Genomic DNA, 25,053 nt, shown 5'->3' on the forward strand with positions numbered 1-25,053 from the left:
TCGGTTAAAGCTGAACAATAGTGTTACTTCGTATTTCCCCCTGAGATTCATTCATGACCGCCCCCTTCCGTTTTCTCGCCTGGCTGCTGTTGCCGGGGTTGATGTCGTGCAGCCTCAATCTGCTGGCCGCCACCGCCGAAGGTGCCCCACAAGCCTTGCATCTGCTGGACTACGTTAGCGCCGACTACCCACCGACCGTGGCGGCGGGCGAGGTGGTGGATCCATCGCGCTACCGCGAGCAAGTGGAGTCTATCGGCGCATTGCAGGGGCTGGTCGCGCAGTTGCCGGAAAAGCCTGAACGCGCCGAATTGGTTACAGGCGTCGATCAGTTGCTGGCCGCTGTCAGCGCCCGTGCGGACGCCGCCACAGTGGCCCGCCAGGCCCGGCAATTGGGCGCCAGGCTGGCGGTGGCCTATGAAGTCAGCCAGGCACCGGCCATCACGCCGGACCCGGCGCGCGGTGCGCCGCTCTACGCTCAGCATTGCTCGGTGTGCCATGGCGCCACCGGCGCCGGAGACGGCCCGGCCGCGCTGGGCATGGAGCCTGCGCCTGGTGACCTGCGCGACGCGGCGCGTTTCGACCGCCTGAGCCTCTACGCGATCTACAACACCCTTGGCCTGGGCATCGAAGGCAGCGATATGCCATCGTTCGCCGATCAGTTGGACGAACGTCAGCGTTGGGACCTGGCCACCTACCTCGCGGGCTTCACCGCCGACCCGGCCGCGGCCAGGAGCGGGCAGCCCTTCAACCTCGCTGACCTGGCCCGCCAGACCCCCAATGAGGTGCTGACCACCAGCGGCCCGGCCGCCGCCGCGACCTTCCGCGCCCAGCGTGCGCAGCCACCGCAGGTCACGCGCGGCCCCGCGCAATTGCTTGAATACACCGCCACCACGCTGGACAAAAGCATCGCCGCGTTCCGTAACGGTGACCACGAGCAGGCCTACGACTTATCCGTTGCGGCCTACCTGGAAGGCTTCGAGCTGGTGGAAAGCTCGCTGGACAACGTCGACGCCAACGTGCGCAAGGACACCGAGAAAGCCCTGATGGCCTATCGGCAGTCGCTGCAGGACGGCCTGCCGCTGGAACAGGTGCAGCAGCGCCTGGACGTGGCCAAGGGCAAGCTCGGCGAGTCCGCCGACCTGCTCGGCAGCGACGGCTTGAGCTGGTCGCTGAGCTATATCTCCGGCCTGTTGATTCTGCTGCGCGAAGGCCTGGAGGCGATTCTGGTGCTGGCGGCGATCCTTGCGTTCCTGCGCAATACCGGCCAGCAATCGGCGGTGCGCAGTGTCAATGTGGGCTGGGGCCTGGCGCTGGTGGCCGGCCTCGCGACCTGGGCATTGGCGGCGTACGTGATCGACGTCAGCGGTGCCCAGCGCGAACTGCTCGAAGGCTGCACGGCGCTGTTCGCCAGCGTGATGGTGCTGTGGCTTGGCGTGTGGATGCACAACCGCCGTCATGCGGCGGCCTGGCAGGACTACATCAAGAGCAGCCTGGTGGGCGGCGGCGGGCGGTTCGGCTTTGCGCTGCTGGCGTTCTTCTCGGTGTACCGCGAGCTGTTCGAGGTGATCCTGTTCTACGAAACCCTGTGGCTGCAAGCCGGCCCGGCCGGGCACAACGCGGTACTGGCCGGTGGCGCCACGGCGCTGGTGTTGTTGGTGGGCCTGGCCTGGGTGATTCTGCGCGGCTCGGCGAGGTTGCCGCTGGCACTGTTCTTCGGCATCAACGCAGCGCTGCTGTGCGCGCTGTCGGTGGTGTTCGCCGGGCATGGCGTCAAGGCCCTGCAGGAGGCCGGTGTCTTTGGCACACGGCCGGTGGCGTTCTTTGAGTTCGACTGGCTGGGGATTCACGCCGACGCGTATTCGTTAAGCGCGCAGGCGGTGGCTATCCTGGCGATTGTGGTGTTGTACCGCCGCAGCCGGTAAAAAATGTGGGAGGCTCCGCCGGGTCTTCGGCTTAGCGCTGTCGCGCAGCAAACTGGAGCCTTTGTGGCTGCCTGAAATTTCAGGGTTTGAAATCAGCACGCTATTTTGTGTTTGATAAGAGGGGGCTTGCTCCCACAATTGCATGTGTGGAGATGCTGTATGCGCGTATGGATCGATGCCGACGCCTGCCCTCGGGCGGCCAAGGATCAGGTGGTGAAGTTCGCCCTCAAGCGCCGGTTCGAAGTGGTTCTGGTAGCCGGGCAGAGTCAGATCAAGCCAGGCTTTGCCTGCGTGAAGCTGATCGTGGTGCCCAGCGGGCCGGATGCGGCGGACGATTACCTGGTGGAACACGCCACGCCCGGCGAGTTGGTGATTTGCAGCGATGTGCCTCTGGCCGATCGCCTGGTGAAAAAGGGCGTCACCGCCCTTGACCCGCGTGGCAAGGAATTCAGCCCGGCCAACATGAGCGAACGGCTGGCGGTGCGCAACCTGTTCACCGACCTGCGTGAACAAGGTCAGATGGGTGGCGGGCCGCCGCCCCATGGCGAGAAGGACAAACAGGCGTTCGCCAACTCACTGGACCGTATTCTGACCCAATTGATGCGCCAGTCCTGACCCTCAGTCGTTCTCGTGAGTCAGTTCCAGCACGCGATCTACCAGCTTATTGATGCCCGAAGCCACCTCACTGATGTTCTTTCCCAGCATGTAGGCCGGCGTACTCACTAGCTTGCGCGCGTAGTCCTCGACAATATCCTCCACCGCGCATTCCTGATGCGTGGCGCCCATCTTGTCGAGGGCGGCGGCGGTGTCGGCGCAGTTGCCGATGGTGCAGGTCACGCCCGGGCCGTAGATCTTCGCGGCCAGGGCTGGCGAGATGCAGATCAGGCCCACTGGCTTGCCGGCTTCGGCAAAGGCTTCGGCCAGCGCCAGTACCTGCGGGTTGACACTGCAAGCGGCACCTTGCACGGCGAAATTCGACAGGTTCTTCGCCGCGCCAAACCCGCCCGGTACGATCAGCGCGTCAAAGTCGGCGGCGCTGGCTTCAGCAATGTCCTTGACCTCACCACGGGCGATGCGCGCCGACTCCACCAGCACATTGCGCGACTCGGGCATCTCTTCGCCCGTGAGGTGATTGATCACGTGCAACTGCGCCATATCCGGAGCAAAGCATTGGACCTGAGCACCGCGCTGATCCAGGCGCAGCAGGGTGATCACGCATTCCTGGATTTCTGCACCGTCGTACACGCCACAGCCGGAAAGGATCACTGCAATTTTTTTGCTCATGGGCATTTCTCCTGGTTGATGGCGTGGGATGGCGATTGACGGGTAACCGGCACCCCGCGCATGGAACGCTCTCTAGATGGATCGCAACGGCGGCGGGGTGTTCATTATTTGCGGTCGGTTTGCTCGACAGGCGTTTCGGCCGCAACGCGGTCGGCCGCCTCTCGGGCCCTGGCCTGGGCGCATTCTTCGCGGGCAATCCGCGCATTCTTGAAGCGGCGCCGCAGCCACAGCACAAAGCCCAGCAGGATCAGGGCGCCGAGCACCCACAGCTCGTATTTCTTCACGCTGCCCAGCATGCCTTCAAGCACAGCGCCAAAGTGATAGGCCGCTGCGCCCAACGCTGCTGCCCAGATCGCAGCGCCAATGCCGTTGAGGACCAGATAGCGCAGCGGCGGGTACCCCGACAGGCCGATTGCCACGGGCATCACCGTGCGCAATCCGTAGACGAAGCGGAAGCTCAGCACCCAGATATCCGGGTGCTTGCGGATGTGCTCCAGGGCCTTGTCACCCATCAATTGCCAGCGCGGCTTGCGCGCCAGCAATTTGCGGCCGTGCTTGCGGCCCATGTAATACCAAAGCTGGTCGCCGGCGTAGCTGCCGAAAAAGGCCACCACCACCACCAGGTTGATGTCCATGTATTCACGGAACGCCAGGAAGCCTGCGAGTACCAGAATGGTCTCACCTTCGAAGAACGTGCCGAGGAAGAGGGCAAAGTAGCCGAAGTCATGCAGAAATTGTTGAAGCATGGTCTGGGTGCTGGCGAAATGAACGCGCAGCCTACGCCTTCACGAAGATTCATGAAAGTATCGAGATGTGTCACGAAGTGAACAATTCCTACGTGAATGACGAATGTGCCTACAGGTCGCGCCGATAAGCACAACTGTCATTCCTTCGTCATAATGGCCGCTTATAACTGCAACGCTCGCCCGTGAAACGCGGGCTCAGGAGTCTGTCGTGAGCTTTACCCCTGCCAATCGCCTGTTCCCCGCCACTCGTCTGCGTCGCAATCGTCGTGATGATTTTTCTCGCCGCCTGGTGCGTGAACATGTGCTGACGACGAATGACCTGATCCTGCCGGTGTTTGTGCTCGACGGTGAAAATCGCCGGGAAGCGGTGGCGTCGATGCCGGGTGTGGAGCGCTTGACCCTTGATCTGCTGCTTGAAGAAGCGGCGCAGTGGGTTGAACTGGGGATCCCGGCGCTGGCGCTGTTTCCCGTGACGCCGCCTGCGCTCAAGTCTCTGGATGCCGCCGAAGCCTGGAACCCGCAAGGCATTGCGCAGCGCGCTACCCGCGCCCTGCGCGAGCGCTTCCCGCAACTGGGTATCATCACCGACGTGGCGCTAGACCCGTTCACCACCCATGGCCAGGACGGCATTCTGGATCAGGACGGTTATGTCGAGAACGACATCACCGTCGATGCGCTGGTCAAACAGGCGTTGTCCCATGCCGCCGCAGGCGCCCAGGTGGTGGCGCCGTCGGACATGATGGACGGTCGCATCCAGGCGATCCGCGAAGCCCTGGAGCTGGCCGGCCACGTCAATGTGCGGATCATGGCCTATTCGGCCAAGTACGCCAGCGCCTATTACGGCCCGTTCCGCGATGCGGTGGGCTCGGCGCTTAACCTGGGCAAGGCCGACAAGGCCTCGTACCAGATGGACCCGGCCAACAGCCATGAGGCCCTGCACGAAGTGGCGGCCGACCTGGCCGAAGGCGCCGACATGGTGATGGTCAAGCCCGGTATGCCGTACCTGGACATCCTTTACCGGGTCAAACAGGAATTCAAGGTGCCGACCTTTGTCTATCAGGTCAGCGGCGAATACGCCATGCACATGGCGGCAATACAGAATGGCTGGTTGAGTGAAGGGGTAATCCTGGAATCCCTGACTGCCTTTAAACGTGCCGGGGCCGATGGCATCCTGACCTATTTTGCCGCCCGCGCAGCCCAATTGCTTAGAGAGCAACAATAGCCCTCACAGGAACACTCGATGAATACCGAAGGACTTACCGACGTTGCCGTAAAAGACGCTCACCCGGTGGTTGAACAAGTCGCCGAGACCCCGCCGGAGCTTGAGCAGGCCCCGCCTGCCGTGGTCGCCGATGTGCCTGCGCCGGCCCCGGTGGTCGCGGTGACCAACCTGGATGACAGCAGCCTGTACATCCACCGCGAGCTGTCACAGCTGCAATTCAACATCCGCGTGCTGGAGCAGGCGCTGGATGAGTCCTACCCGCTGCTGGAGCGGCTCAAGTTCCTGCTGATCTTCTCCAGCAACCTGGACGAGTTCTTCGAGATCCGCGTGGCTGGCCTCAAGAAGCAGATCACCTTCGCCCGTGAACAGGCCGGCGCCGACGGCCTGCAGCCGCACCAGGCACTGGCGCGCATCAGCGAGCTGGTGCACGGCCATGTGGACCGCCAGTACGCAATCCTCAACGACATCCTGCTGCCGGAGCTGGAGAAGCATCAGGTTCGCTTTATCCGTCGTCGTCAGTGGACCACCAAGATCAAGACCTGGGTGCGTCGCTATTTCCGCGACGAGATTTCGCCGATCATCACCCCCATCGGCCTCGACCCGACGCACCCGTTCCCGTTGCTGGTGAACAAGAGCCTCAACTTCATCGTCGAGCTGGAAGGCATCGATGCGTTCGGCCGCGACTCGGGCCTGGCGATCATCCCGGCGCCGCGCCTGTTGCCACGCATCATCAAGGTACCGGAAGAGGTGGGGGGCGCTGGCGACAATTATGTATTCCTGTCGTCGATGATCCACGCGCACGCCGATGACCTGTTCCAGGGCATGAAGGTCAAGGGCTGCTACCAGTTCCGCCTGACCCGTAACGCCGACCTGGCGCTGGATTCCGAAGACGTCGAAGACCTGGCCCGCGCTCTGCGTGGCGAGCTGTTTTCGCGACGCTACGGCGATGCCGTGCGCCTGGAAGTGGCCGACACCTGCCCCAAACACCTGTCGGACTACCTGCTCAAGCAGTTCAACCTCGCCGAGTCCGAGCTGTACCAGGTCAATGGCCCGGTCAACCTCACGCGGCTGTTCAGCATCACCGGCCTGGACAGTCACCCGGAGCTGCAATACACGCCGTTCACCCCGCAGATCCCCAAGCTGCTGCAAAACAGCGAGAACATTTTCAGCGTGGTGAGCAAGCAGGACATCCTGCTGCTGCACCCGTTCGAGTCGTTCACGCCAGTGGTCGACCTGCTGCGTCAGGCTGCCAAGGACCCGCATGTGCTGGCTGTGCGCCAGACCCTCTACCGTTCCGGCGCCAACTCGGAAATCGTCGACGCCCTGGTCGACGCCGCGCGCAACGGCAAGGAAGTCACGGCGGTGATCGAGCTGCGTGCGCGCTTTGACGAAGAGTCCAACCTGCAACTGGCCAGCCGCCTGCAGGCGGCCGGCGCGGTGGTGATCTACGGCGTGGTCGGCTTCAAGACCCATGCCAAGATGATGCTGATCCTGCGCCGCGAGGCCGGTGAGATCGTGCGTTACGCGCACTTGGGTACCGGCAACTACCACGCCGGCAACGCCAAGCTCTACACCGACTACAGCCTGCTGACCTCCGACGACGCGTTGTGTGAAGACGTCGGCAAGTTGTTCAGCCAGTTGATCGGCATGGGCAAGACCTTGCGCATGAAGAAGCTGCTGCACGCGCCGTTCACGCTCAAGAAGGGCATGCTCGACATGATTGCCCGCGAGACCCAGTTCGCCCTCGACGGCAAACCGGCGCACATCATTGCCAAGTTCAACTCGCTGACCGATCCGAAGATCATCCGCGCGCTGTACAAGGCCAGCCAGTCCGGCGTACGCATCGATCTGGTGGTGCGCGGCATGTGCTGCCTGCGTCCGGGCATCGTCGGGGTGTCGCACAACATCCACGTGCGCTCGATCATCGGCCGCTTCCTGGAGCACACACGGGTGTTCTACTTCCTCAACGGCGGTGAAGAGCAGATGTTCCTCTCCAGTGCCGACTGGATGGAGCGCAACCTCGACAAGCGCGTGGAGACCTGCTTCCCGGTAGAGGGCAAGAAGCTGATCATGCGGGTCAAGAAGGAGCTGGAAAGTTATCTCACCGATAACACCCACAGCTGGAGCCTGCAGTCGGACGGCCGCTACGTGCGCAACACGCCAACCGGCAACCAGAACCCGCGCAGTGCGCAAGCGACGTTGCTGGAGAAGCTGGGTAGCCCGATTTTGTCGGTGAACTAACAGACAATAGGGTCTGAAAATGTGGGAGGGTGCTTGCTCCCGATAGCGGGGGGTCAGCCAATGAATCTGGTACTGACACTCCGCTATCGGGAGCAAGGCCCTCCCACATTTGTTTTGTGGTGTGCTTTAGCGCAGGTTCAGGCTGAACCCCACCCGCGTCAGCCACTCGGCTTCCTGGGCGAAGTCCGCCTGGGTCAGTTGGTTCTCGTCCAGCCAGCCTTCGGGGAACACCACGTCCAGGCTGTCGCCGTTGGCGCGCAGGGTGACCTGGGGCATTTCCTGGGTGCCACGGATGTGGTGGAACAGGATCGCAAAGCGCAGCAGCGCACACAGGCGGATCAGCTTGATGCCGTCGTCGCCGAACTCGGCGAACTTGTCCTTGGGAATGTTACGGCGATGGCCGCGCACCAGCAGCGCAAGCATTTGCTGGTCTTCCCGGGAAAAGCCGGCGAGGTCCGAGTGCTCGATCAGGTAGGCGCCGTGCTTGTGGTAATGGTAGTGGGCGATGTCCAGGCCCACCTCATGCACCTTGGCGGCCCAGCCCAGCAGTTCGCGCCAGACGCCGTCTTCCAGGTCCCAGTCGGCGGCCACCTGGTCGAACGCATGCAGCGCCTTGCGCTCCACGCGGGCGGCCTGTTCCTGGTCGACGTGATAACGCTCCATCAACGAGGTGAGGGTGCGCTCGCGCACGTCTTCGTGGTGATGACGGCCCAGCAGGTCGTACAGCACGCCTTCACGCAGGGCGCCGTCGCAGTGGTCCATGCGTTGCAGCTCGAGGGCGTCGAAGATCGCTTCGAGAATCGCAAGGCCGGCCGGGAAGATGGCGCGGCGGTCGGGCTTGATGCCGTCGAAGTCGATTTTCTCGATATCGCCCAGCTTGAACAGTTTGCGCTTGAGCCACGCCAGCCCTTCGGCATTCACTTCGCCGGTGCCATGGCCGCCGGCCTTCAGGGCCAGGCCGATGGCGCGGATGGTGCCGGAGGAGCCAATGGCCTCATCCCAGGTGAGGCGGTGCAGGGCATGCTCGATGCTCATGATCTCCAGCCGCGCGGCGGTGTAGGCCTGGGCATAGCGCGCCGGGGTGATCTTGCCGTCCTTGAAATAACGCTGGGTGTAGCTGACGCAGCCCATCTGCAGGCTTTCACGCAGCAGTGGCTCGAATCGCTGACCGATGATGAACTCGGTACTGCCGCCGCCGATGTCCGCCACCAGACGCTTGCCGGGGGTGTCTGCGAGGGTGTGGGACACGCCGAGGTAGATCAGGCGCGCTTCTTCACGGCCGGAGATGACTTCCACCGGGTGACCGAGGATCTCTTCGGCGCGGCGGATGAATTCGCCCCGGTTGCGCGCTTCACGCAGGGCGTTGGTGCCGACGATGCGCACCGCGCCCAGTGGCATGCCGTTGATCAGTTGGGCAAAGCGCTTGAGGCAATCGAGCCCGCGCTGCATGGATTCTTCGTTGAGCTGGCGCGCGTCGTCGATGCCGGCCGCCAACTGCACTTTTTCGCCGAGCCGCTCAAGGATGCGGATCTCTCCGTTCTGGGCCTTGGCCACGACCATGTGAAAGCTGTTGGAGCCCAGGTCTATGGCAGCGATCAGGGACAGATTCTTGGCTTGGGATTGCGGCATGGTTTGGGGCTCTCGGTCGATAACCTTGCCATCGTGCCACGATCGACCGCTGGCGCCAACGCGTAGTGCTGCGGTAATTTTCCTGAGGCCTTTTGCAGAGGGGTGTTGCAGGAAATTTAGGCTGTTGCTCTGTACCTATGTTGAAAGTTGCGGATGACTATGTAGGAATTTTTGACCTTGCGCTGTTGTAAAGCTGACGGCGATTCCGGCTACAACTGCAACGATTAAGTTCTCATCTGTGTTTTGAGTTTGCTTACAGCCGCAGGGCGTTTAAAACGGCAGTTGGTTTTAATGGTTCCCACAGTAATTGACGTGTTGTCTTATTCTTTTGCGGGCTGACAAAGCGACAGACTGTCACTCGGCGATTTTGCCGTGGTGTTATTTATTTATGCTTTTGGAATTCAAAAACAGTAAATGCACCTGATAACTCTCAGTGACAGGATGATTATGAAAAACATTGTTGGAATGACATTTGTTATTGCGTGTCTGGCGGCTGCGGTCAATGCCCAGGCCTCCACCAGTGCCCAGTTGTCTGTCAGGGGGACGATCACACCGGCCTCCTGCAACCTCAGTTTGACGGGGAGCGGTACCATCGATTACGGCGTCATTCGTTCCGGCGAGTTGTCGCAAACGGCGTTCAATCCGCGTGAAGAGCGCACCACCTCGCTGTCGATCAACTGCGGTTCCACACCCGCCAGGTTCGGGCTGGCGTTTACCGACCTGCAAGCCGGCAGCAAGGTCCCTGGTATCCTGGGCGCAGGCTTCACCGAAGCGCAGAACTATGGCCTCGGCTCTGTCGCCAGCAGGCGAACCGGTGGCTACTCGATCACCCTGAAAGACCTGAGGTCTTCGGCCACAACTCTCTATCCCATCATGCGAACCAGCAGCAGCGGTGCCTGGCAAACCAGCGACGGCAACGTTGCCCAGGTGCCCAGCCAGTATTCGTGGCGCAACAGTTCATCTCTCAGCCCGGTATCGGTGACTCAAATGACCGGCACCATTGCCGTCAAGGCGGTTATCAACAAGGCACAGGACCTGAACTTGAGCAGTGACGTCACTATCGACGGTCGCGCCACGCTGGTGCTGAGTTACCTCTAAGTAACAGTGTGCAGCCGATAAAGAAGCGATTCATTTCTTGTCGGCTGTTTTTATATGGGTGCTTAATTATCGGCAGTGGCTTTGCAAGTCATGGGGAACTCACGTGCGTGGTCTTTCAATAATAAGCAAGGCACTTCTTTGGAGTGCAAGTGTATGTATCTGTTTGTCGACGGTCGCAGTGGCGGGTGGCATGCGACCTGAAAGCACGTTGGTCATGCTGTATGAGGAAGACGGCGAAGCCACGATCAATATCATCAACACCGATGACGGACCGGCGCTTCTTCATTCGGTGGTGGAGAACGTGCCCGAGGATCACGAGCCGTTGGTCATTGTCACGCCGCCTGTCACGCGGGTGGAGGCGGGCGATATTCAATTGGTGCGGTTCATCAGCACCCTGAAAACGCCGCTCAAGACCCAGCGGCTCAAGCGCGTGTCATTCGAGGGCATTCCCCAGGCGCGCGCGGCGGGCGGCGCGACCATTGGCATCACGTTGCGCCAGAACCTGCCACTGATCCTGCACCCCAAGGGTTTGCCTCGGCATGAATCGCCATGGGAGTTACTCAAGTGGACGCGGGTTGGCGAACATCTGTCGGTGCAAAACGACAGCGCCTACGTGGTGCGCCTGGCACCCGAAGTGCGTCTGCTTCCCAAAACGGGCGTGGCGACGTTACCGCGCACTTACATTCTGCCGGGGGAGACCCTGCGCGCCACGGTCGAAGGCGGTATGGCCGGCGTGTCCACCGTCGAGATTCAACCGGCAACGGTCTATGGCTTCTCGGTGGATAACTACCGGACCACGATCAATGCCAGCGGGGGTTGATCGGCGTATGAGCAGACCCAAACGCCAACCCACGATACTTGTTGGACTGGCGACGCTGTGCGGCCTGCCCGGCTTCGCATCGGCGCTGGAGGTGGGAGAAGGCTTTGATCTCGTGGCCCTGAACGCCCATGGCATCGACCCCAGGGTCTCCGACTATTTTCGCAATGCCGCGCGTTTTCGCGAGGGCTCTCAGGTGGTGGGCTTGCGCGTCAACGGCAACCCGTTGGGGTTGGTGGATGCGCAATTCGATTCCAGCGGCCAGCTGTGCTTTACCCCAGGGCTTCTGGCCAAGGCCGGGCTGGTAAAGCCCGCCGGGGTGCTGCGCGAAGGTGCGACGCCGGACCAGGCCTGCCATGACTTCCTGGGCGCCTTCCCAGCGACCATGGTGCGATTGCGCCCCGGCTCGGACGAAGTCACGCTGGTCGTGCCGACCCAGTCACTGCGTGCGCCTGAATGGGAGGCCACGGGTTTTTCCAGCGGCGGTGCGGCGGCGTTGTTCAATTATGACGTGCTGGGCTTTGACAGCCGCTCGCGCAGTGGGTCCAGCCGGTATGTGTCGGCCTATACCGAGGCCGGTTTCAACCTGGGCGACTGGATCGTGCGCAGTCGCCAGTTCTATGTGTCCGACGATGGCAAGGCGCGCACCGAGCATCTGTACGCCTACGCCCAGCGAGATATAGCAGCGCTGCATTCCACGTTTCAGGCGGGGCAGTTGTCCAGCAACAGTCCAGTGTTTGGCGGTGTTCAGTTTTCCGGTTTCCAGTTGGCGCCCGACGGTCAGTCACGCACGCCAGCGGGCAGCAATAATGCGGTGGTTGAGGGGCTGGCCCAAAGTCAGTCGCGAATCGAGGTGCGCCAATCCGGGGTGTTGATCCACACCACACTGGTGCCCGAGGGGCCTTTCCGGCTGACCGGTTTGCCGTTGCTCAACGGCACCAGCGACCTGGAGGTGAGCGTCATTGATGTGCGCGGGGCCAGGCGCAGTTTTGTCGTGCCGGCGGCCTCGTTCCAGGGGGCTGCGCAGGCGGCGCCGGGTTACTACCTGTCGGTGGGCAAGGTGCGTGAATCGGCACCCGGCGAAAACCAGACGCCTTCGGTTGTCATGGGCAGCGGCACCTGGGGCCTGGGCGGCTCCACATCGGCGGGCCTGGGTGTGTTGGGCAGCGAGGATTACGGCGCCGTCGGGGCGAGCCTGGGTAGCGTGTTCTTCCAGAAAGTTTCCGTGAGCACCCGGCATAACCTGTCCCGCGACACACGCGACGCGGTGTCCGGAGCGCGCAGCACCTTGTCGTTGAGCAGTCCGGTGTATGCCGACCTTGACGTCACCCTCAGCGCCACCACTCAAAGCCTTGGTTATCGCGAGGTTCTTGAAGCCGGACGATCCTCACGGCTGGATACCCTGGATTCTCGCTTCAAAAACCAGTACACGGCGGGCATGACCTGGGTTGATCCGGCACTGGGTGGTTTCAGCGTGGGATACAGCCGCAGCGCACAATTTGACGGGCAATCGCTCGAGCACGTATTTGCGTCGTGGAACAAAACGTTCAGCGGCGCCGACGTGACCCTGATCGCCGACTCCCGAGTGGGCGGCAGGCAGGCACGTGAGCATACGGCGGCGCTGGAGAACCGCCGGGATCGGGGGCTGGACAACGACCTTTCGGTGCGCTTGCAGGTCAGCGTGCCGTTGGGCGATGACCGCCGCTTGAGCAGCTACGTCAGCCGTCGCGGGCAACAGCTCAATGCAGGCACGGCCCTCAGTGAACGGGTCATCGAATCGGTGAACTACGAGGTGGCGGTTGAGCGCGATGTTTCGGCGCGCGAGCAATCGGTTCGCGGCCAGTTGAACATGTTGCCGCGCTATACCCAGGCCGGCCTGGGCGTCAGCCGCGACCCACAGGGCGCCACCTACTCGGGGCAGCTGCGCGGAGGCGTGGTGGCCCACAAGCGCGGCGTGACGTTTTCGCCGTATACCGTACAGGACACCTTCGGCATCGTGTCGGTGGGCGACATTGGCTCGGCCAGGGTCGATACCCCCCAGGGGCCGGTATGGACCGACTTTACCGGGCAGGCGGTGATTGCCGGATTGCCCGCTTACACCCACAGCCGTGTCGAAGTGCAGACCCGCTCGCTGCCCAAACGCGTCGACCTCAAAAACGGCACCCAGGTCCTCACCGCCGGGCGTGGCTCCGTCAGTACGGTGGATTTCGAGGTTGTCAAGGTGCGCCGTGTGCTGGTCCAGGCGCAGGACAACCAGGGCAAGCCGTTGACTCAAGGATCGCCGGTATTCGGCAAGGACAATCGCTTCCTGACCAGCGTGGTCGGCGACGGCATGATCTACCTGAGCGACGTTCAGGGGCCGCAAAGCCTGCGCGTGACGCTGCCGAATGCCTCCACCTGCGTGCTGCGCCTTGAAACCGACAGCAAGCCTGACGACGAGAAACTATATGAAACCACGACGGCGGTGTGTCATGCGCTTTAAACCCATGGCCCTGTGCCTGATGCTCTGGGGCGGCGTGATGAGCCATGCCGCGCGGGCCGACAACTGCCGACTGTCCCTCAGCCAGCCCCAGGTCGAGTACGGCGTGGTTCACCGCGAAAGCCTCGATGACCGCGCCACCGTCGCCCTCGGAACGCGCACGCTGCACTTGAACATCCTGTGTCTTGCGCCCGCGGCCATCGGTGTGCGCTTCAATGGCGCGGCGGCTGACGGGCAGGGCTATCGCTTTGGGCGCGAGGGGCGTTTTCGCCTGAGTCTCAAACATGCGCAGGTGGATGGGCGGCCTGTGCAATGGCGTGCAGCGCAGTCGTCAGGCGAACCCGACGATGGCCGCTTGCTGCCTGGCAAGACCTTGCTGGCGCAGGCCACAGGTCGACGATTGACGGCTCAGGTCGAGATCGACGCCGAACTGCCCGCCGACGCCTTGCAGGTGCGCTACCGGACATTGCTGCAAGGGCAGGGCAGTTTCGAACTGGTCAGCCCGGCTGCTCCACCGAACCAATGAAGTTGGCCAGTTCCGCCGTTTGCGGGTTGGCGAACAACACCTTCGGATCACCCACTTCATGCACCTTGCCCTGGTGCATGAACACCAGCTTGTCGCCGACCTCGCGGGCGAAGCGCATTTCGTGGGTGACCATGATCAGCGTCATGCCGTCCCTGGCCAGTTGACGCACCACGCTGAGCACTTCGTTGACCAGTTCCGGGTCCAGCGCCGAGGTGATTTCGTCGCACAGCAGCACCTTGGGCGACATGGCCAGCGCGCGGGCAATGGCGACGCGCTGCTGCTGGCCGCCGGACAGGCGATCGGGGAAAGCGTCGAACTTTTCCCCGAGCCCCACGCGCTCCAGCATCTGCCTGGCGAGCTGCGCGGCTTTGGCCTTGGGCACTTTCTGCACCACCTGGGGCGCGAGCATCACGTTTTCGCCAACGGTAAGGTGCGGGAACAGGTTGAACTGCTGGAACACCATGCCGACTTTCTGCCGCAAGCTGCGCAGGTCGGCGCGTGCCGCATCGATGTATTCGCCATCGACTTCGATCACGCCGTCGTTGATCGATTCGAGGCCGTTGAGGGTGCGCAGCAGGGTGGATTTACCCGAGCCACTGCGGCCGATGATCGCCACCACCTGGCCTTCTTCAACGGTCAGGTCGATGCCCTTGAGGACGTGGTGATCGCCGTAATACTTATGCAGGGCGGAAATTCTAAGCAGAGGCATGCAGTCTCCTTTCCAGGTAGCGCGCACTGAGGGACAAGGGGTAGCAGAGCAGAAAGTAACCAAGGGCCACCAGGCCGTAGACCATGAAGGGTTCGAAGGTGGCGTTGGCGAGCATGCCGCCGGTCTTGGTCAGTTCGGTGAAACCGATGATCGAGGTCACGGCGGTGCCTTTGACCACCTGCACCGAGAAACCCACGGTGGGTGCCACGGCAATGCGCAGCGCCTGGGGCAGGATCACGTAGCGCAGTTGCTCAAGCGGGTTGAGCGCCAGGCTGGCCGAGGCTTCCCACTGCCCATTGGCGATGGAATCGACGCAGCCGCGCCAGATTTCGGCCAGGTAGGCGCTGGTAAACAGGGTCAAGGCAATCGCGGCGGCGAGCCAGGGCGAGATATCCACGCCGAGCAGGGCCACACCGAAAAACACCAGGAACAGCTGCATCAGCAGCGGCGTGCCCTGGAACAGTTCGATATAGCCGCGCGCCACATTGCGCGCAAAGGCCTTGCGGCTGATGCGCATCGTCATCACCAGCAGGCCTATCACGCCGCCGCCGACGAAGGCCACCAGCGACAGCAACAGCGTCCATTGCAGGCCGGTGAGCAGGTTGCGCACGATGTCCCAGAACGAAAAATCACTCATTGGGCGTTCCTCATCACAAAGCGGCGCCCGATCCAGTTGAGCAACTGACGAATCATCAGCGCCATGCACAGGTACACCAGGGTGGTCAGGGCATAGGTTTCAAACGCACGGAAATTGCGCGACTGGATGAAGTTGGCGGCAAAGCTGAGTTCTTCGGTGGCGATCTGCGAACACACCGCCGAACCGAGCATCACGATGATGATCTGGCTGCTCAATGCCGGCCACACCTTGCCCAGCGCAGGCAGCAGCACCACGTGGCGGAACGCTTCGACGCGCGTCATCGCCAGCGCCGCCGCGGCTTCCAGTTGCCCACGCGGGATAGCCTGGATGCCGGCGCGGATGATCTCGGTGGAATAGGCCCCAAGGTTGATCACCATCGCCAGCACGGCGGCCTGCCATTCGGTGATTTTCAGCCCCAGGGACGGCAAGCCGAAGAAGATGAAGAACAACTGCACCAGAAACGGCGTGTTGCGGATCAACTCGACATAGACGCCGAAGCACCAGGCGAATGGCTGGATCTTCCATGCGCGCACCACCGCCCCGACGATGCCCAGGGCCACCCCCAGGATCGCGCCGATGGCCGTCAGCTCAAGGGTGAACAGCGCGCCGCGTAACAGCAGGTCGGTGTTGGCCAGCACCGGCACGAAGTCAAATTGATACGCCATAACTCAGCTCCGTGGTATCAGAGGTCGGCAGGCAATGGCTCTTTAAGCCACTGCAGTGCGTTCTTTTCCAGGCTGCCATCGGCCTTGGCCGCCGCCAGGATCTGGTTGACCTTCTCCAGCAGTGCCGGCTCGTTCTTGTTCACGCCCACGTACACCGGCGAATCCTTTAGTTTCACTTTCAGCGCCGGCACGCGTTTGGGGTTGCGCTCGCTGATTGCCACCATCACCACGTTGCCGCTGGCGATCAGGTCGACCTGGCCGGCGAGGTAGGCAGCGATGGTCGAGTTGTTGTCTTCGAAGCGCTTGATGGTCGCTTCCTTGGGCGCCACGGCGCTCAGCTCGATGTCTTCGATGGCGCCGCGGGTGACGCTGATGGTCTTGCCCTTGAGGTCGTCGGTGGTGCTGACGGCGGCGTCAGGCGGGCCGAATACGGCCAGGTAGAACGGCGCGTAGGCCCGGGAGAAGTCGATGACCTTCTCGCGCTCGGGGTTCTTGCCCAGGCTGGAGATCACCAGGTCGACCTTGCCGGTGGTGAGGAACGGGATGCGGTTGGTGCTATTGACCGGCGTCAGTTCCAGTTTGACCTTGAGCTGGTCGGCCAGCAGCTTGGCAGTGTCGATGTCCAGGCCGCGCGGCTTCATGTCGGGGCCGACCGAACCGAACGGCGGGAAGTCCTGGGGCACGGCGACCTTCAGGGTGCCACGGGCGACGATATCGTCCAGACCGTTGGCCTGGGCGGGCGCCTGGCTCAGCATCAGGCTGGCAAACAGGGCAGTGAGCAGGGCGCTGTAGCGCTTGGTCATGGCAACTCTCCGGGAAGGGCGAAGGGATTTTCTGAATTTGACTGCTGTGCGTGATTGCACAGCCCATGCCAGCCTTCCCTGAATCGTCTGCGGGGCCGGAATTTGCTGAGTTCCGGTGGTCTTACTGGTCTGAACAGTTCGCGGGCTTTTCGCACCTTTTTCGAGCGTCGCCAAAACCGCACGAGCCCCTTTGGGGCGTGGCTTGCCGACGGCCCGGAATAGCTTTACAACTAGCCGCTCAGTTGACTGGAACCTTGAGTTTTTTATGCATTCCATCGCCCAAGCCGTACCGGAAGCGGCCTTGCAGGCCATCCGCAAACTGATCAAGGAGCAAGGCTTCTGCGCGGGCGATGCACTGCCGTCCCAGCGTGACCTGGCGCTGCAGTTGGGGGTGAGCCGCGCGTCGTTGCGCGAGGCGTTGTCGTCCCTGAGTGCCTTGGGCGTGGTCAGTGTGCAGCCGGGCAAAGGCGTGTTCGTGCAGGCGGCGCAGGAGTCGCCCGGGTTCGCCTGGCCGTTTGCAGCGCAGGCCACGCCGCTGGATATCTTTCAATTGCGCTATGCCCTTGAAGGGTTCGCCGCCGGTTTGGCGGCGATGACGTTGACCCTCGATGAACTCGATGGCCTGGAAGACAATGTCGAGGCGATGCGCAAGGTGCTCAGGGCCGGCGATTTCGAAGCGGCGGCGCGGCTGGACTTCGACTTTCACCAACGCATCCTGCTCGCCAGCGGTAACCAGGCGATGGTGAGCATCCTCAGTGCCAGCGCCGAGGTGTTCCTGGAAAGCCAGAAGCTACCGTTCATCCGGCCGGAGAGGGCGATGGAGACCTGGCAGGAACACCGCAGGATCCTGCGCGCCCTGGCCCGGCGCGCGAGCGCGGCGGCGCAGAAAGCCATGCAGGAACACGTACGCAATGCAGCGTTGCGCACCGGGATTGCCTTCGTGACCCCCGTGTCGCCCTGAGTGGCTCATACCCAAACTCATGCGCCGCCATAGCAACACTCAATCAGAGGCGACTTCCTGAACGGGGGAAGGGCGGCTATGATGGGCGACGTTTTTTTGCTTACAACCTGGAGACTTCCATGAGCAGCGATCTTATCAAACACGTTAGCGACGCTAGCTTCGAAGCTGATGTACTCAAGGCTACCGGCCCTGTACTGGTTGATTACTGGGCAGAGTGGTGCGGTCCTTGCAAAATGATCGCCCCGGTCCTGGACGACATTGCAACCACGTATGCAGGCAAGCTGACCATTGCCAAGCTGAACATCGACGAGAACCAGGAAACCCCGGCCAAGCATGGCGTGCGTGGTATCCCTACGTTGATGCTGTTCAAGAACGGCAACGTTGAGGCCACCAAGGTTGGCGCGCTGTCGAAGTCCCAACTGCAAGCTTTCCTCGACGCCAACATCTAAGCGTCGTCAAAAAAGCCCCGCAAATCGCGGGGCTTTTTCGTGAAACAGGGCTGGACGCTCCGAAATTCAGGTGGTACATTCGGCCCCGCACTGGTTTCTCCACTGCCCCCTGCAAGCCGTCGCCGACGCATTCCTTTTCGATTAGTACGCGATCCTGTCGCCTTCTCTGCGGCGCGGCCTCATTAAGCCAAAAGCTTAATTTCCCCCCTCCATAAATGATTACGTCATTCCTATATGAATCTGACTGAACTCAAGCAAAAGCCGATTACCGACCTGCTCCAACTGGCCGAAGAAATGGGCATAGAAAATATGGCCCGTTCGCGCAAGCAGGACGTGATTTTCTCCCTGCTCAAAAAGCACGCAAAAAGCGGCGAGGAAATCTCCGGTGATGGCGTGCTGGAGATTCTCCAGGACGGCTTCGGCTTCCTCCGCTCTGCAGACGCTTCCTATCTCGCCGGCCCGGACGATATCTACGTCTCGCCGAGCCAGATCCGTCGCTTCAACTTGCGCACCGGTGACACCATCGTCGGCAAGATCCGCCCTCCGAAGGAAGGCGAGCGTTATTTCGCCCTGCTCAAGGTCGACACGATCAACTTCGATCGTCCCGAGAACGCGAAAAACAAGATTCTCTTCGAGAACCTGACCCCGCTGTTCCCGACCGTGCGCATGAAGATGGAAGCCGGCAACGGTTCCACCGAAGACTTGACCGGTCGCGTGATCGACCTGTGTGCGCCCATCGGCAAGGGCCAGCGCGGCCTGATCGTCGCCCCGCCGAAAGCCGGTAAAACGATCATGCTGCAGAACATTGCCGCAAACATCGCGCGTAACAATCCTGAAGTTCACCTGATCGTATTGCTGATCGATGAGCGTCCGGAAGAAGTGACCGAAATGCAGCGCACCGTGCGCGGCGAAGTGGTTGCCTCGACGTTCGACGAGCCGCCAACCCGCCACGTGCAGGTTGCCGAAATGGTGATCGAAAAGGCCAAGCGCCTGGTCGAGCACAAGAAGGACGTGGTGATCCTGCTCGACTCCATCACCCGTCTGGCGCGTGCCTACAACACCGTGATACCGAGCTCCGGCAAGGTACTCACCGGTGGTGTCGACGCCCACGCTCTGGAGAAACCGAAACGTTTCTTCGGCGCCGCGCGCAACATCGAAGAAGGCGGCTCGCTGACCATCATCGCCACCGCGCTGGTTGAAACCGGCTCGAAGATGGATGAAGTGATCTACGAAGAGTTCAAGGGTACCGGCAACATGGAACTGCCCCTGGACCGTCGCATCGCTGAAAAACGCGTGTTCCCGGCCATCAACATCAACCGTTCCGGCACCCGCCGCGAAGAGTTGCTGACGGCTGACGACGAACTGCAGCGCATGTGGATCCTGCGCAAGCTGCTGCACCCGATGGATGAAGTCGCTGCCATCGAGTTTTTGATCGACAAGCTGAAAACCACCAAGACCAACGACGAGTTTTTCTTGTCGATGAAGCGTAAATAACACTTCAGGTCCGTGAGAATGGCGCCCTTTGGGGCGCCATTTTTTTGTGTCACAAATGAGCGGTTCGCGGCATACGTGTCAGTTGAGACACAAAAAAACACGAGTGCGTCTACGCTCATCCCCATTCGTATCTGGCTGACATTGATTTATGACTGTTCTTGCTTACCGAAGAGACATTGATGGCCTGCGTGCTATCGCGGTTCTGGCTGTTGTGTTGTTTCACTTTGGCGTGCCGGGCGTCACCGGCGGCTTTGTTGGCGTTGATGTGTTCTTCGTGATTTCGGGTTTCCTGATCACCTCGATCATCTGGCGCGAACGCCAGGCCGGGCGCTTCAGTTTTGTGGAGTTCTGGGCGCGGCGTGCCCGGCGCATTCTGCCGGCGCTGTTCGTGATGATCGTGGCGACGCTGGTGGCGGGCTGGTTCCTGCTGGCGCCCAAAGACTATGAGGAGCTGGGGCGGGCGGCGCACTATCAGGTGATCTTCACCTCCAACCTGCTGTTTGCGCGCCAGCACGGCTATTTCGAGGCGGCGTCCGACATCAAGCCGCTGCTGCACACCTGGTCGCTGGCGGTCGAAGAACAGTTCTATATCCTCTTTCCCTTGCTACTGACCCTGCTTTCAAGCCGCTTGAAGCACTGGCGCCTGGCCCTGTTCGGCGTGCTGCTGGTGTCGTTCGGCATGAGCGTCTGGGCGGTGGAGCATGAACCGCAAAAAGCCTTCTTCCTGTTGCATTTGCGCGCCTGGGAATTGCTCGCCGGCGCCATGCTGGCGGTGCTGCCCGCACGTGAGTGGCGCGCCTCACCGGCCCTGGCCCAGTGGGTCAGCCTGGGGGCGATGGGGTTGATCCTGATTGCCGTATTCGGCTTCGATTCACAGACAGCCTTCCCCGGCGCCGCCGCTCTGCTGCCGGTGCTCGGCGTGGTCGGACTGATCTGGGCCAACGGGCAGCAATACACCTGGGTGGGCCGCCTGCTGAGCTCGAAGGTGATGGTGGGCCTGGGGCTTATCTCGTACTCCTGGTACCTCTGGCACTGGCCGGTATTCGTGTACGCCAACTACGCGGCGGTCGATGGCTTGAGCGCCACGGAACTGGGCGCTCTGATGCTGCTGAGCCTGGTGTTGGGCTATCTGTCCTGGCGCTTTGTGGAAACCCCCTTCAGGGAGAAGCGTCTGCTGGCAACACGCAAGGCGATTCTCGTTGCGGCAGCGGTTGGCATCCTGTCCATCGGCCTCACGGGCGTGGCGCTGCGCAAGGCCGATGGGGTGCCGTCGCGCTTGTCCGAGCAGGCGCTGCGGTATGCCCAGGCGAAGAAGTGGAGCCCCGAGTTGATGGCCTGCATGGCAGACAAGGACACGCCCGATGAGCGCCTGTTCTGTCACTTCGGTCCGAAAAATCCGGCGGTGTCTGCGTTGGTGTGGGGCGACAGCCATGCCACTGCGTTGATCCCGGCGCTCGAAATCGGCGCGAAGAAGCACGACATCAGCTTGATGGAGGCCAGTTTCGCCGGTTGTGTGCCGCTGGATGGCCTGGAAAACATTGCCCGCTGCGCGCATTTCAATCGACGCGTCGAGAAAGCCATGAGCGAACGGCCGATCAGCGATGTGGTGCTGGCGGCACGCTGGAGCCTGTATCTGTATGGGCAGATGTCCGGTGACAAGGAGCATGCGCTCAAAGACCCGAGCACCGGCCAGTACGTACGCGCGGTAGCTGAACAACGCTTCGCCGACGGCATGCGCGCGCGCATCAAGGGCCTGCGTGCGGCGGGGCACCGTGTGTGGCTGGTCAAGGAGGTGCCGCTGCAGGAAATCATCGTGCCGTATCGCCTCAGCCGCCTGGCCATGATGCACCGGCCGGTGGACCGTGAAGGACTGCCGATCGCCAAGCACCTGGCGCGCGAGGCATTCATCGCCAACCTGTTCGACGAATTGGCCGCCGCCGACAGCGGTGTAAGGGTGCTGGACCCGGCGCCACAGCTGTGTGGCGCCGATGGCCTGTGCCGGGTAGAACTCAATGGGCGCGCGCTGTACACCGACGATAATCACCTGTCCGACGTGGGCGCGCGGCACATCGAGGCGTTCCTGGAGCCCTTGTTCAGTTCGCTCCAATCACGGGGGCTGACGGCCAATTAAGCTGCCAGCCGTCCTCAGAGCAGGTAGGATGTAAGCCTATTTTACGGGTGGCAGGGTTAATGAAATTCAAGGATCTTCGGGATTTCGTGCAGCAACTTGAGCAGCGCGGAGAGTTGAAACGCATCCAGATGCCGATTTCCCCGGTGCTGGAAATGACTGAGATTTGCGACCGCACCTTGCGCAGCAAGGGCCCGGCGCTGCTGTTCGAGAACCCGACCGGCTTTGATATCCCGGTGCTCGGCAACCTGTTCGGCACACCCGAGCGCGTGGCCTTTGGCATGGGCGCCGAGTCCGTCAGCGAGCTGCGCGAGATCGGCAAGCTGTTGGCCTTCCTCAAGGAGCCCGAGCCGCCCAAGGGTTTGAAGGATGCCTGGTCGAAGCTGCCGATCTTTCGCAAGATCATTGCCATGGCGCCCAAGGTGGTCAAGGACGCGGTGTGCCAGGAAGTGGTCATCGAAGGCGATGACGTGGACCTGGCCATGCTCCCTGTGCAGACCTGCTGGCCCGGTGACGTCGGCCCGCTGATCACCTGGGGGCTGACCGTCACCAAAGGCCCGAACAAGGATCGCCAGAACCTCGGCATTTACCGTCAGCAAGTGATCGGCCGCAACAAGGTGATCATGCGCTGGCTGAGCCACCGTGGCGGCGCCCTGGATTTCCGCGAGTGGTGCGAAAAGCATCCCGGGCAGCCGTTCCCGGTCTCCGTGGCGCTGGGTGCCGACCCCGCCACGATCCTGGGTGCCGTGACCCCGGTGCCCGACAGCCTCTCCGAATACGCGTTCGCCGGCCTGTTGCGGGGTAACCGCACCGAGCTGGTGAAATGCCGTGGCAACGACCTGCAAGTGCCGGCCACTGCCGAAATCATCCTTGAAGGCGTGATTCATCCGGGCGAAATGGCCGATGAAGGCCCCTACGGCGACCACACCGGCTACTACAACGAAGTCGACAGCTTCCCGGTGTTTACCGTGGAGCGCATCACCCATCGCATCAAGCCGATCTATCACAGCACCTACACCGGCCGGCCGCCCGATGAGCCCGCCATTCTCGGCGTGGCGCTCAACGAAGTGTTCGTGCCGATTCTGCAAAAGCAGTTCCCGGAAATCACCGACTTCTATCTGCCGCCCGAAGGCTGTTCGTACCGGATGGCCATCGTGACCATGAAGAAGTCGTACCCGGGCCATGCCAAGCGGGTAATGCTGGGTGTGTGGTCGTTTTTGCGACAGTTCATGTACACCAAGTTCGTTATCGTCACCGACGACGACATCAATGCCCGCGACTGGAATGACGTGATCTGGGCCATCACCACGCGCATGGACCCCAAGCGCGACACGGTGATGATCGATAACACGCCGATCGACTACCTTGACTTCGCCTCGCCGGTGTCGGGCCTGGGTTCGAAAATGGGCCTGGATGCCACGCACAAATGGCCGGGCGAAACCACCCGCGAGTGGGGCAGGGTGATCGTCAAGGATGAAGCTGTCACGGCACGTGTCGATGCGATCTGGAAAGAATTGGGAATAGATTGATGCGTGTAACCCTGCAACCTTCCGGCGCTGTATTGGAGCTTGTCCCCGGCGAGCGAATCCTCGAAGGCGCACGCCGCCTGGGCTACGAATGCCCCCAGGCGTGTCGCAATGGCGTGTGCCATGTGTGCGTGGCGCTGCTGGTGGAAGGGCGCGTGCAACAAAATGGCGAGGTGCTCGACCATGGTGAGTTCTACACCTGCATCGCCGAGCCGCTGGAAGATTGCATTGTGTTGTGGGATGGCGTGCTGGCGCCGGGAGAGTTGCCGTTGCGCAAATTGGCGTGCCAATTGAGTGAATGCGTCGAGGTCGGTGGCGATGTATGGCGCGTGCGCCTGCTTGCACCGGCCGGCAAGGCGGTGCGTTACCACGCCGGGCAGTACCTGATGATCGAGCGGGACAATGGCGAGAAAAAGTCGGCGTTTTCCCTGGCGTCGGCGCCCCATTCCGGGCGCGAGCTGGAACTGCATGTGCTGGTGCGCGAGGACAGCGCCCGCGACTTGCTCGAACAATTGCAGCGAGACCGGATGGCCCGCGTCGAATTGCCGTTTGGCGATACGCACCTGGCCGAGCTGCCGGACGGTCCGCTGGTGCTGATCGCCGCCGGCACCGGTATGGCACAGATGAACAGCCTGATCGAGCACTGCCGCGCGTCGGGCTTCAAACACCCGGTGCACCTGTACTGGGGCGTGCGGCGCCCGGAAGACTTCTACGAAATCGAACACTGGGACCAGTGGCTGCAATTGCCCAACCTGTTTCTGCACAAGGTGGTCAGCGACCTGTGCGGCTGGGAAGGGCGCTGCGGATTGCTGCATGAAGCCGTGTGCGAAGACATCACCGACCTTACGGCGGTGCACGTCTACGCCAGCGGTTCACCCGCCATGATCTACGGCACCCTTGATGCGCTGGTCGAAGCAGGCATGGACGCCCACCAGATGCGCGCCGACGTGTTCGCCTACGCCCCACGCCCCTGAGGCTTGGCAGCGTGGACAATGTTCGAGACGCACCGCGTGCCGCTCGCCTCAAAACCCCTATGCACGGCGGTGAGCCGGGTCTCGGACCTAGAATCGCACGCCCGTGGTCAGCATCACTGCATTGAAGCCGAGCAACACCACCTCCGCCGCCACCGGCCCGTAATACGTGCCCACCGACGGGATAACCACCGGCGCCACGCCAAGCCGGTTCAGTGGGATCTTGTCGCGGTATTTACCGCGATAGCCCTGGATCGCCCCGCCCGTGATCTTCAGGTAGACGGGGTAATTCGCCATGTCATAGCGCTGGCCTGCGTAGGCGTAGTACGAACGCTGGCCGAACGAGTTGCGAAACGTCGCCCCGCCATACACAAAACCTGAGGCCTCATTGCGTTCCAGGCCGATCAGATTCTGTTTGTTGTTGTGGTCAGGGTCGGGCGAAAAGTGCCGGGTATACACGCTGGTCTGCGCATACCAGAAGCCTTTGTCGTCTTCGGCCGGTGGCACTTCTGCAGCGAAAGCGGTGGTGGCTTGGGCCAGAAACAGCAGGCCTGGCAGTCGGATCTTTTTCATGGAGGCGACCTCGGTAGTCAGTGTGAGGAGCGGACAACGGGCCGTAACGTGTGCGCCATTTTGGCGCCGGGACGCGTTACAAGGCTGAACCGGGGCTGAAAGTAGCGGAAGTGCCGGGCTCAATCCTGACCAAAGGTGGGCCATGCGCTTACAGCGCTGCGTTCTATTGCGGT

Annotated in this window: 22 protein-coding genes; 14 read left to right on the plus strand and 8 right to left on the minus strand. The window is 61.9% G+C overall.

Features of this window, described 5'->3' with window-relative positions:
- The first annotated feature begins 53 nt into the window (after positions 1 to 53).
- The gene (locus tag ACXX81_RS23480; protein WP_458572478.1) at positions 54 to 1,922 is read left to right on the plus strand and encodes an FTR1 family protein; all 1,869 of its coding nucleotides are present in this window, start codon (positions 54 to 56) and stop codon (positions 1,920 to 1,922) included.
- 159 nt (positions 1,923 to 2,081) lie between these two features.
- Positions 2,082 to 2,537 carry a YaiI/YqxD family protein gene (locus ACXX81_RS23485; RefSeq protein ID WP_458572479.1) on the plus strand — a complete coding sequence of 152 codons (456 nt, stop codon included), beginning with the start codon at positions 2,082 to 2,084 and terminating at the stop codon, positions 2,535 to 2,537.
- A 3-nt stretch (positions 2,538 to 2,540) separates the two neighbouring features.
- Here the strand turns inward: ACXX81_RS23485 and elbB are convergent, their stop codons facing one another.
- Both elbB and ACXX81_RS23495 read right to left on the minus strand, forming a co-directional pair.
- Positions 2,541 to 3,206 carry an isoprenoid biosynthesis glyoxalase ElbB gene (elbB, locus tag ACXX81_RS23490; protein ID WP_209986255.1) on the minus strand — a complete coding sequence of 222 codons (666 nt, stop codon included), beginning with the start codon at positions 3,204 to 3,206 and terminating at the stop codon, positions 2,541 to 2,543.
- A 104-nt stretch (positions 3,207 to 3,310) separates the two neighbouring features.
- Positions 3,311 to 3,952, minus strand: coding sequence for a DedA family protein (locus ACXX81_RS23495; RefSeq protein WP_458572480.1), 642 nt, complete (start codon positions 3,950 to 3,952; stop codon positions 3,311 to 3,313).
- A gap of 208 nt (positions 3,953 to 4,160) precedes the next feature.
- Here ACXX81_RS23495 and hemB point away from each other — a divergent pair, with 208 nt between their 5' ends.
- Together hemB and ppk1 are read left to right on the plus strand one after the other, a co-directional pair.
- Entirely contained in the window at positions 4,161 to 5,174 is a 1,014-nt protein-coding gene (hemB, locus tag ACXX81_RS23500) for a porphobilinogen synthase (protein ID WP_322212156.1), read from the plus strand.
- Between the two features lie 18 nt (positions 5,175 to 5,192).
- Complete coding sequence (gene ppk1 / locus ACXX81_RS23505; protein ID WP_209986245.1) at positions 5,193 to 7,415, plus strand: polyphosphate kinase 1; 2,223 nt, start codon at positions 5,193 to 5,195, stop codon at positions 7,413 to 7,415.
- Between the two features lie 126 nt (positions 7,416 to 7,541).
- Here the strand turns inward: ppk1 and ppx are convergent, their stop codons facing one another.
- Positions 7,542 to 9,044 carry an exopolyphosphatase gene (ppx, locus tag ACXX81_RS23510; RefSeq protein WP_209986242.1) on the minus strand — a complete coding sequence of 501 codons (1,503 nt, stop codon included), beginning with the start codon at positions 9,042 to 9,044 and terminating at the stop codon, positions 7,542 to 7,544.
- Between the two features lie 447 nt (positions 9,045 to 9,491).
- Here ppx and ACXX81_RS23515 point away from each other — a divergent pair, with 447 nt between their 5' ends.
- The 4 genes from ACXX81_RS23515 (at position 9,492) to ACXX81_RS23530 (ending at position 13,964) form a co-directional block, all read left to right on the plus strand.
- Positions 9,492 to 10,142 carry a DUF1120 domain-containing protein gene (locus ACXX81_RS23515; RefSeq protein WP_458572481.1) on the plus strand — a complete coding sequence of 217 codons (651 nt, stop codon included), beginning with the start codon at positions 9,492 to 9,494 and terminating at the stop codon, positions 10,140 to 10,142.
- Positions 10,143 to 10,263: 121 nt separating this feature from the next.
- The gene (locus ACXX81_RS23520; protein ID WP_416195183.1) at positions 10,264 to 10,962 is read left to right on the plus strand and encodes a fimbria/pilus chaperone family protein; all 699 of its coding nucleotides are present in this window, start codon (positions 10,264 to 10,266) and stop codon (positions 10,960 to 10,962) included.
- A gap of 7 nt (positions 10,963 to 10,969) precedes the next feature.
- Positions 10,970 to 13,441 carry a fimbria/pilus outer membrane usher protein gene (locus tag ACXX81_RS23525; RefSeq protein ID WP_458572482.1) on the plus strand — a complete coding sequence of 824 codons (2,472 nt, stop codon included), beginning with the start codon at positions 10,970 to 10,972 and terminating at the stop codon, positions 13,439 to 13,441.
- A complete protein-coding gene (locus ACXX81_RS23530) occupies positions 13,431 to 13,964 on the plus strand; it encodes a DUF1120 domain-containing protein (protein ID WP_231422780.1) in 534 nt (177 codons plus the stop codon). The genes ACXX81_RS23525 and ACXX81_RS23530 overlap by 11 nt, the downstream gene beginning before the upstream one ends.
- Here the strand turns inward: ACXX81_RS23530 and ACXX81_RS23535 are convergent.
- Genes ACXX81_RS23535 through ACXX81_RS23550 form a run of 4 tightly spaced genes read right to left on the minus strand, consistent with a single transcriptional unit; the run spans position 13,936 to position 16,778 of the window.
- The gene (locus ACXX81_RS23535; RefSeq protein ID WP_209986230.1) at positions 13,936 to 14,673 is read right to left on the minus strand and encodes an amino acid ABC transporter ATP-binding protein; all 738 of its coding nucleotides are present in this window, start codon (positions 14,671 to 14,673) and stop codon (positions 13,936 to 13,938) included. The two genes, ACXX81_RS23530 and ACXX81_RS23535, sit on opposite strands and share 29 nt — an antisense overlap.
- Positions 14,660 to 15,310: an amino acid ABC transporter permease gene (locus ACXX81_RS23540; RefSeq protein ID WP_209986227.1), complete on the minus strand. Its 651-nt coding sequence runs from the start codon at positions 15,308 to 15,310 to the stop codon at positions 14,660 to 14,662. Before ACXX81_RS23540 ends, ACXX81_RS23535 begins: the two co-directional genes overlap by 14 nt.
- On the minus strand, positions 15,307 to 15,975 hold the full coding sequence (locus tag ACXX81_RS23545; RefSeq protein WP_209986224.1) for an amino acid ABC transporter permease: 669 nt from the start codon (positions 15,973 to 15,975) through the stop codon (positions 15,307 to 15,309). Before ACXX81_RS23545 ends, ACXX81_RS23540 begins: the two co-directional genes overlap by 4 nt.
- Positions 15,976 to 15,992: 17 nt before the next feature.
- On the minus strand, positions 15,993 to 16,778 hold the full coding sequence (locus ACXX81_RS23550; protein ID WP_458572483.1) for a transporter substrate-binding domain-containing protein: 786 nt from the start codon (positions 16,776 to 16,778) through the stop codon (positions 15,993 to 15,995).
- 265 nt (positions 16,779 to 17,043) lie between these two features.
- Between ACXX81_RS23550 and ACXX81_RS23555 the strand changes: the two genes are divergently transcribed.
- The 6 genes from ACXX81_RS23555 to ACXX81_RS23580 all read left to right on the plus strand — a co-directional run bounded on the left by ACXX81_RS23555 (position 17,044) and on the right by ACXX81_RS23580 (position 24,310).
- Positions 17,044 to 17,739, plus strand: coding sequence for a FadR/GntR family transcriptional regulator (locus tag ACXX81_RS23555; protein ID WP_231422776.1), 696 nt, complete (start codon positions 17,044 to 17,046; stop codon positions 17,737 to 17,739).
- Positions 17,740 to 17,858: 119 nt separating this feature from the next.
- Complete coding sequence (trxA, locus tag ACXX81_RS23560) at positions 17,859 to 18,188, plus strand: thioredoxin TrxA (RefSeq protein ID WP_003234832.1); 330 nt, start codon at positions 17,859 to 17,861, stop codon at positions 18,186 to 18,188.
- A gap of 234 nt (positions 18,189 to 18,422) precedes the next feature.
- Positions 18,423 to 19,682, plus strand: coding sequence for a transcription termination factor Rho (gene rho / locus ACXX81_RS23565; RefSeq protein WP_003176825.1), 1,260 nt, complete (start codon positions 18,423 to 18,425; stop codon positions 19,680 to 19,682).
- Positions 19,683 to 19,830: 148 nt separating this feature from the next.
- Complete coding sequence (locus ACXX81_RS23570) at positions 19,831 to 21,813, plus strand: acyltransferase family protein (RefSeq protein WP_458572484.1); 1,983 nt, start codon at positions 19,831 to 19,833, stop codon at positions 21,811 to 21,813.
- A 59-nt stretch (positions 21,814 to 21,872) separates the two neighbouring features.
- Positions 21,873 to 23,339, plus strand: a complete 1,467-nt coding sequence (ubiD, locus tag ACXX81_RS23575; RefSeq protein WP_209986213.1) for a 4-hydroxy-3-polyprenylbenzoate decarboxylase — start codon at positions 21,873 to 21,875, stop codon at positions 23,337 to 23,339.
- Entirely contained in the window at positions 23,339 to 24,310 is a 972-nt protein-coding gene (locus ACXX81_RS23580) for a CDP-6-deoxy-delta-3,4-glucoseen reductase (protein WP_209986211.1), read from the plus strand. Before ubiD ends, ACXX81_RS23580 begins: the two co-directional genes overlap by 1 nt.
- Positions 24,311 to 24,397: 87 nt before the next feature.
- Here the strand turns inward: ACXX81_RS23580 and ACXX81_RS23585 are convergent, their stop codons facing one another.
- The gene (locus ACXX81_RS23585) at positions 24,398 to 24,880 is read right to left on the minus strand and encodes a sn-glycerol-3-phosphate transporter (protein ID WP_209986208.1); all 483 of its coding nucleotides are present in this window, start codon (positions 24,878 to 24,880) and stop codon (positions 24,398 to 24,400) included.
- Positions 24,881 to 25,053 lie beyond the last annotated feature (173 nt).

It is taken from the genome of Pseudomonas sp. GNP013, from assembly GCF_054343995.1.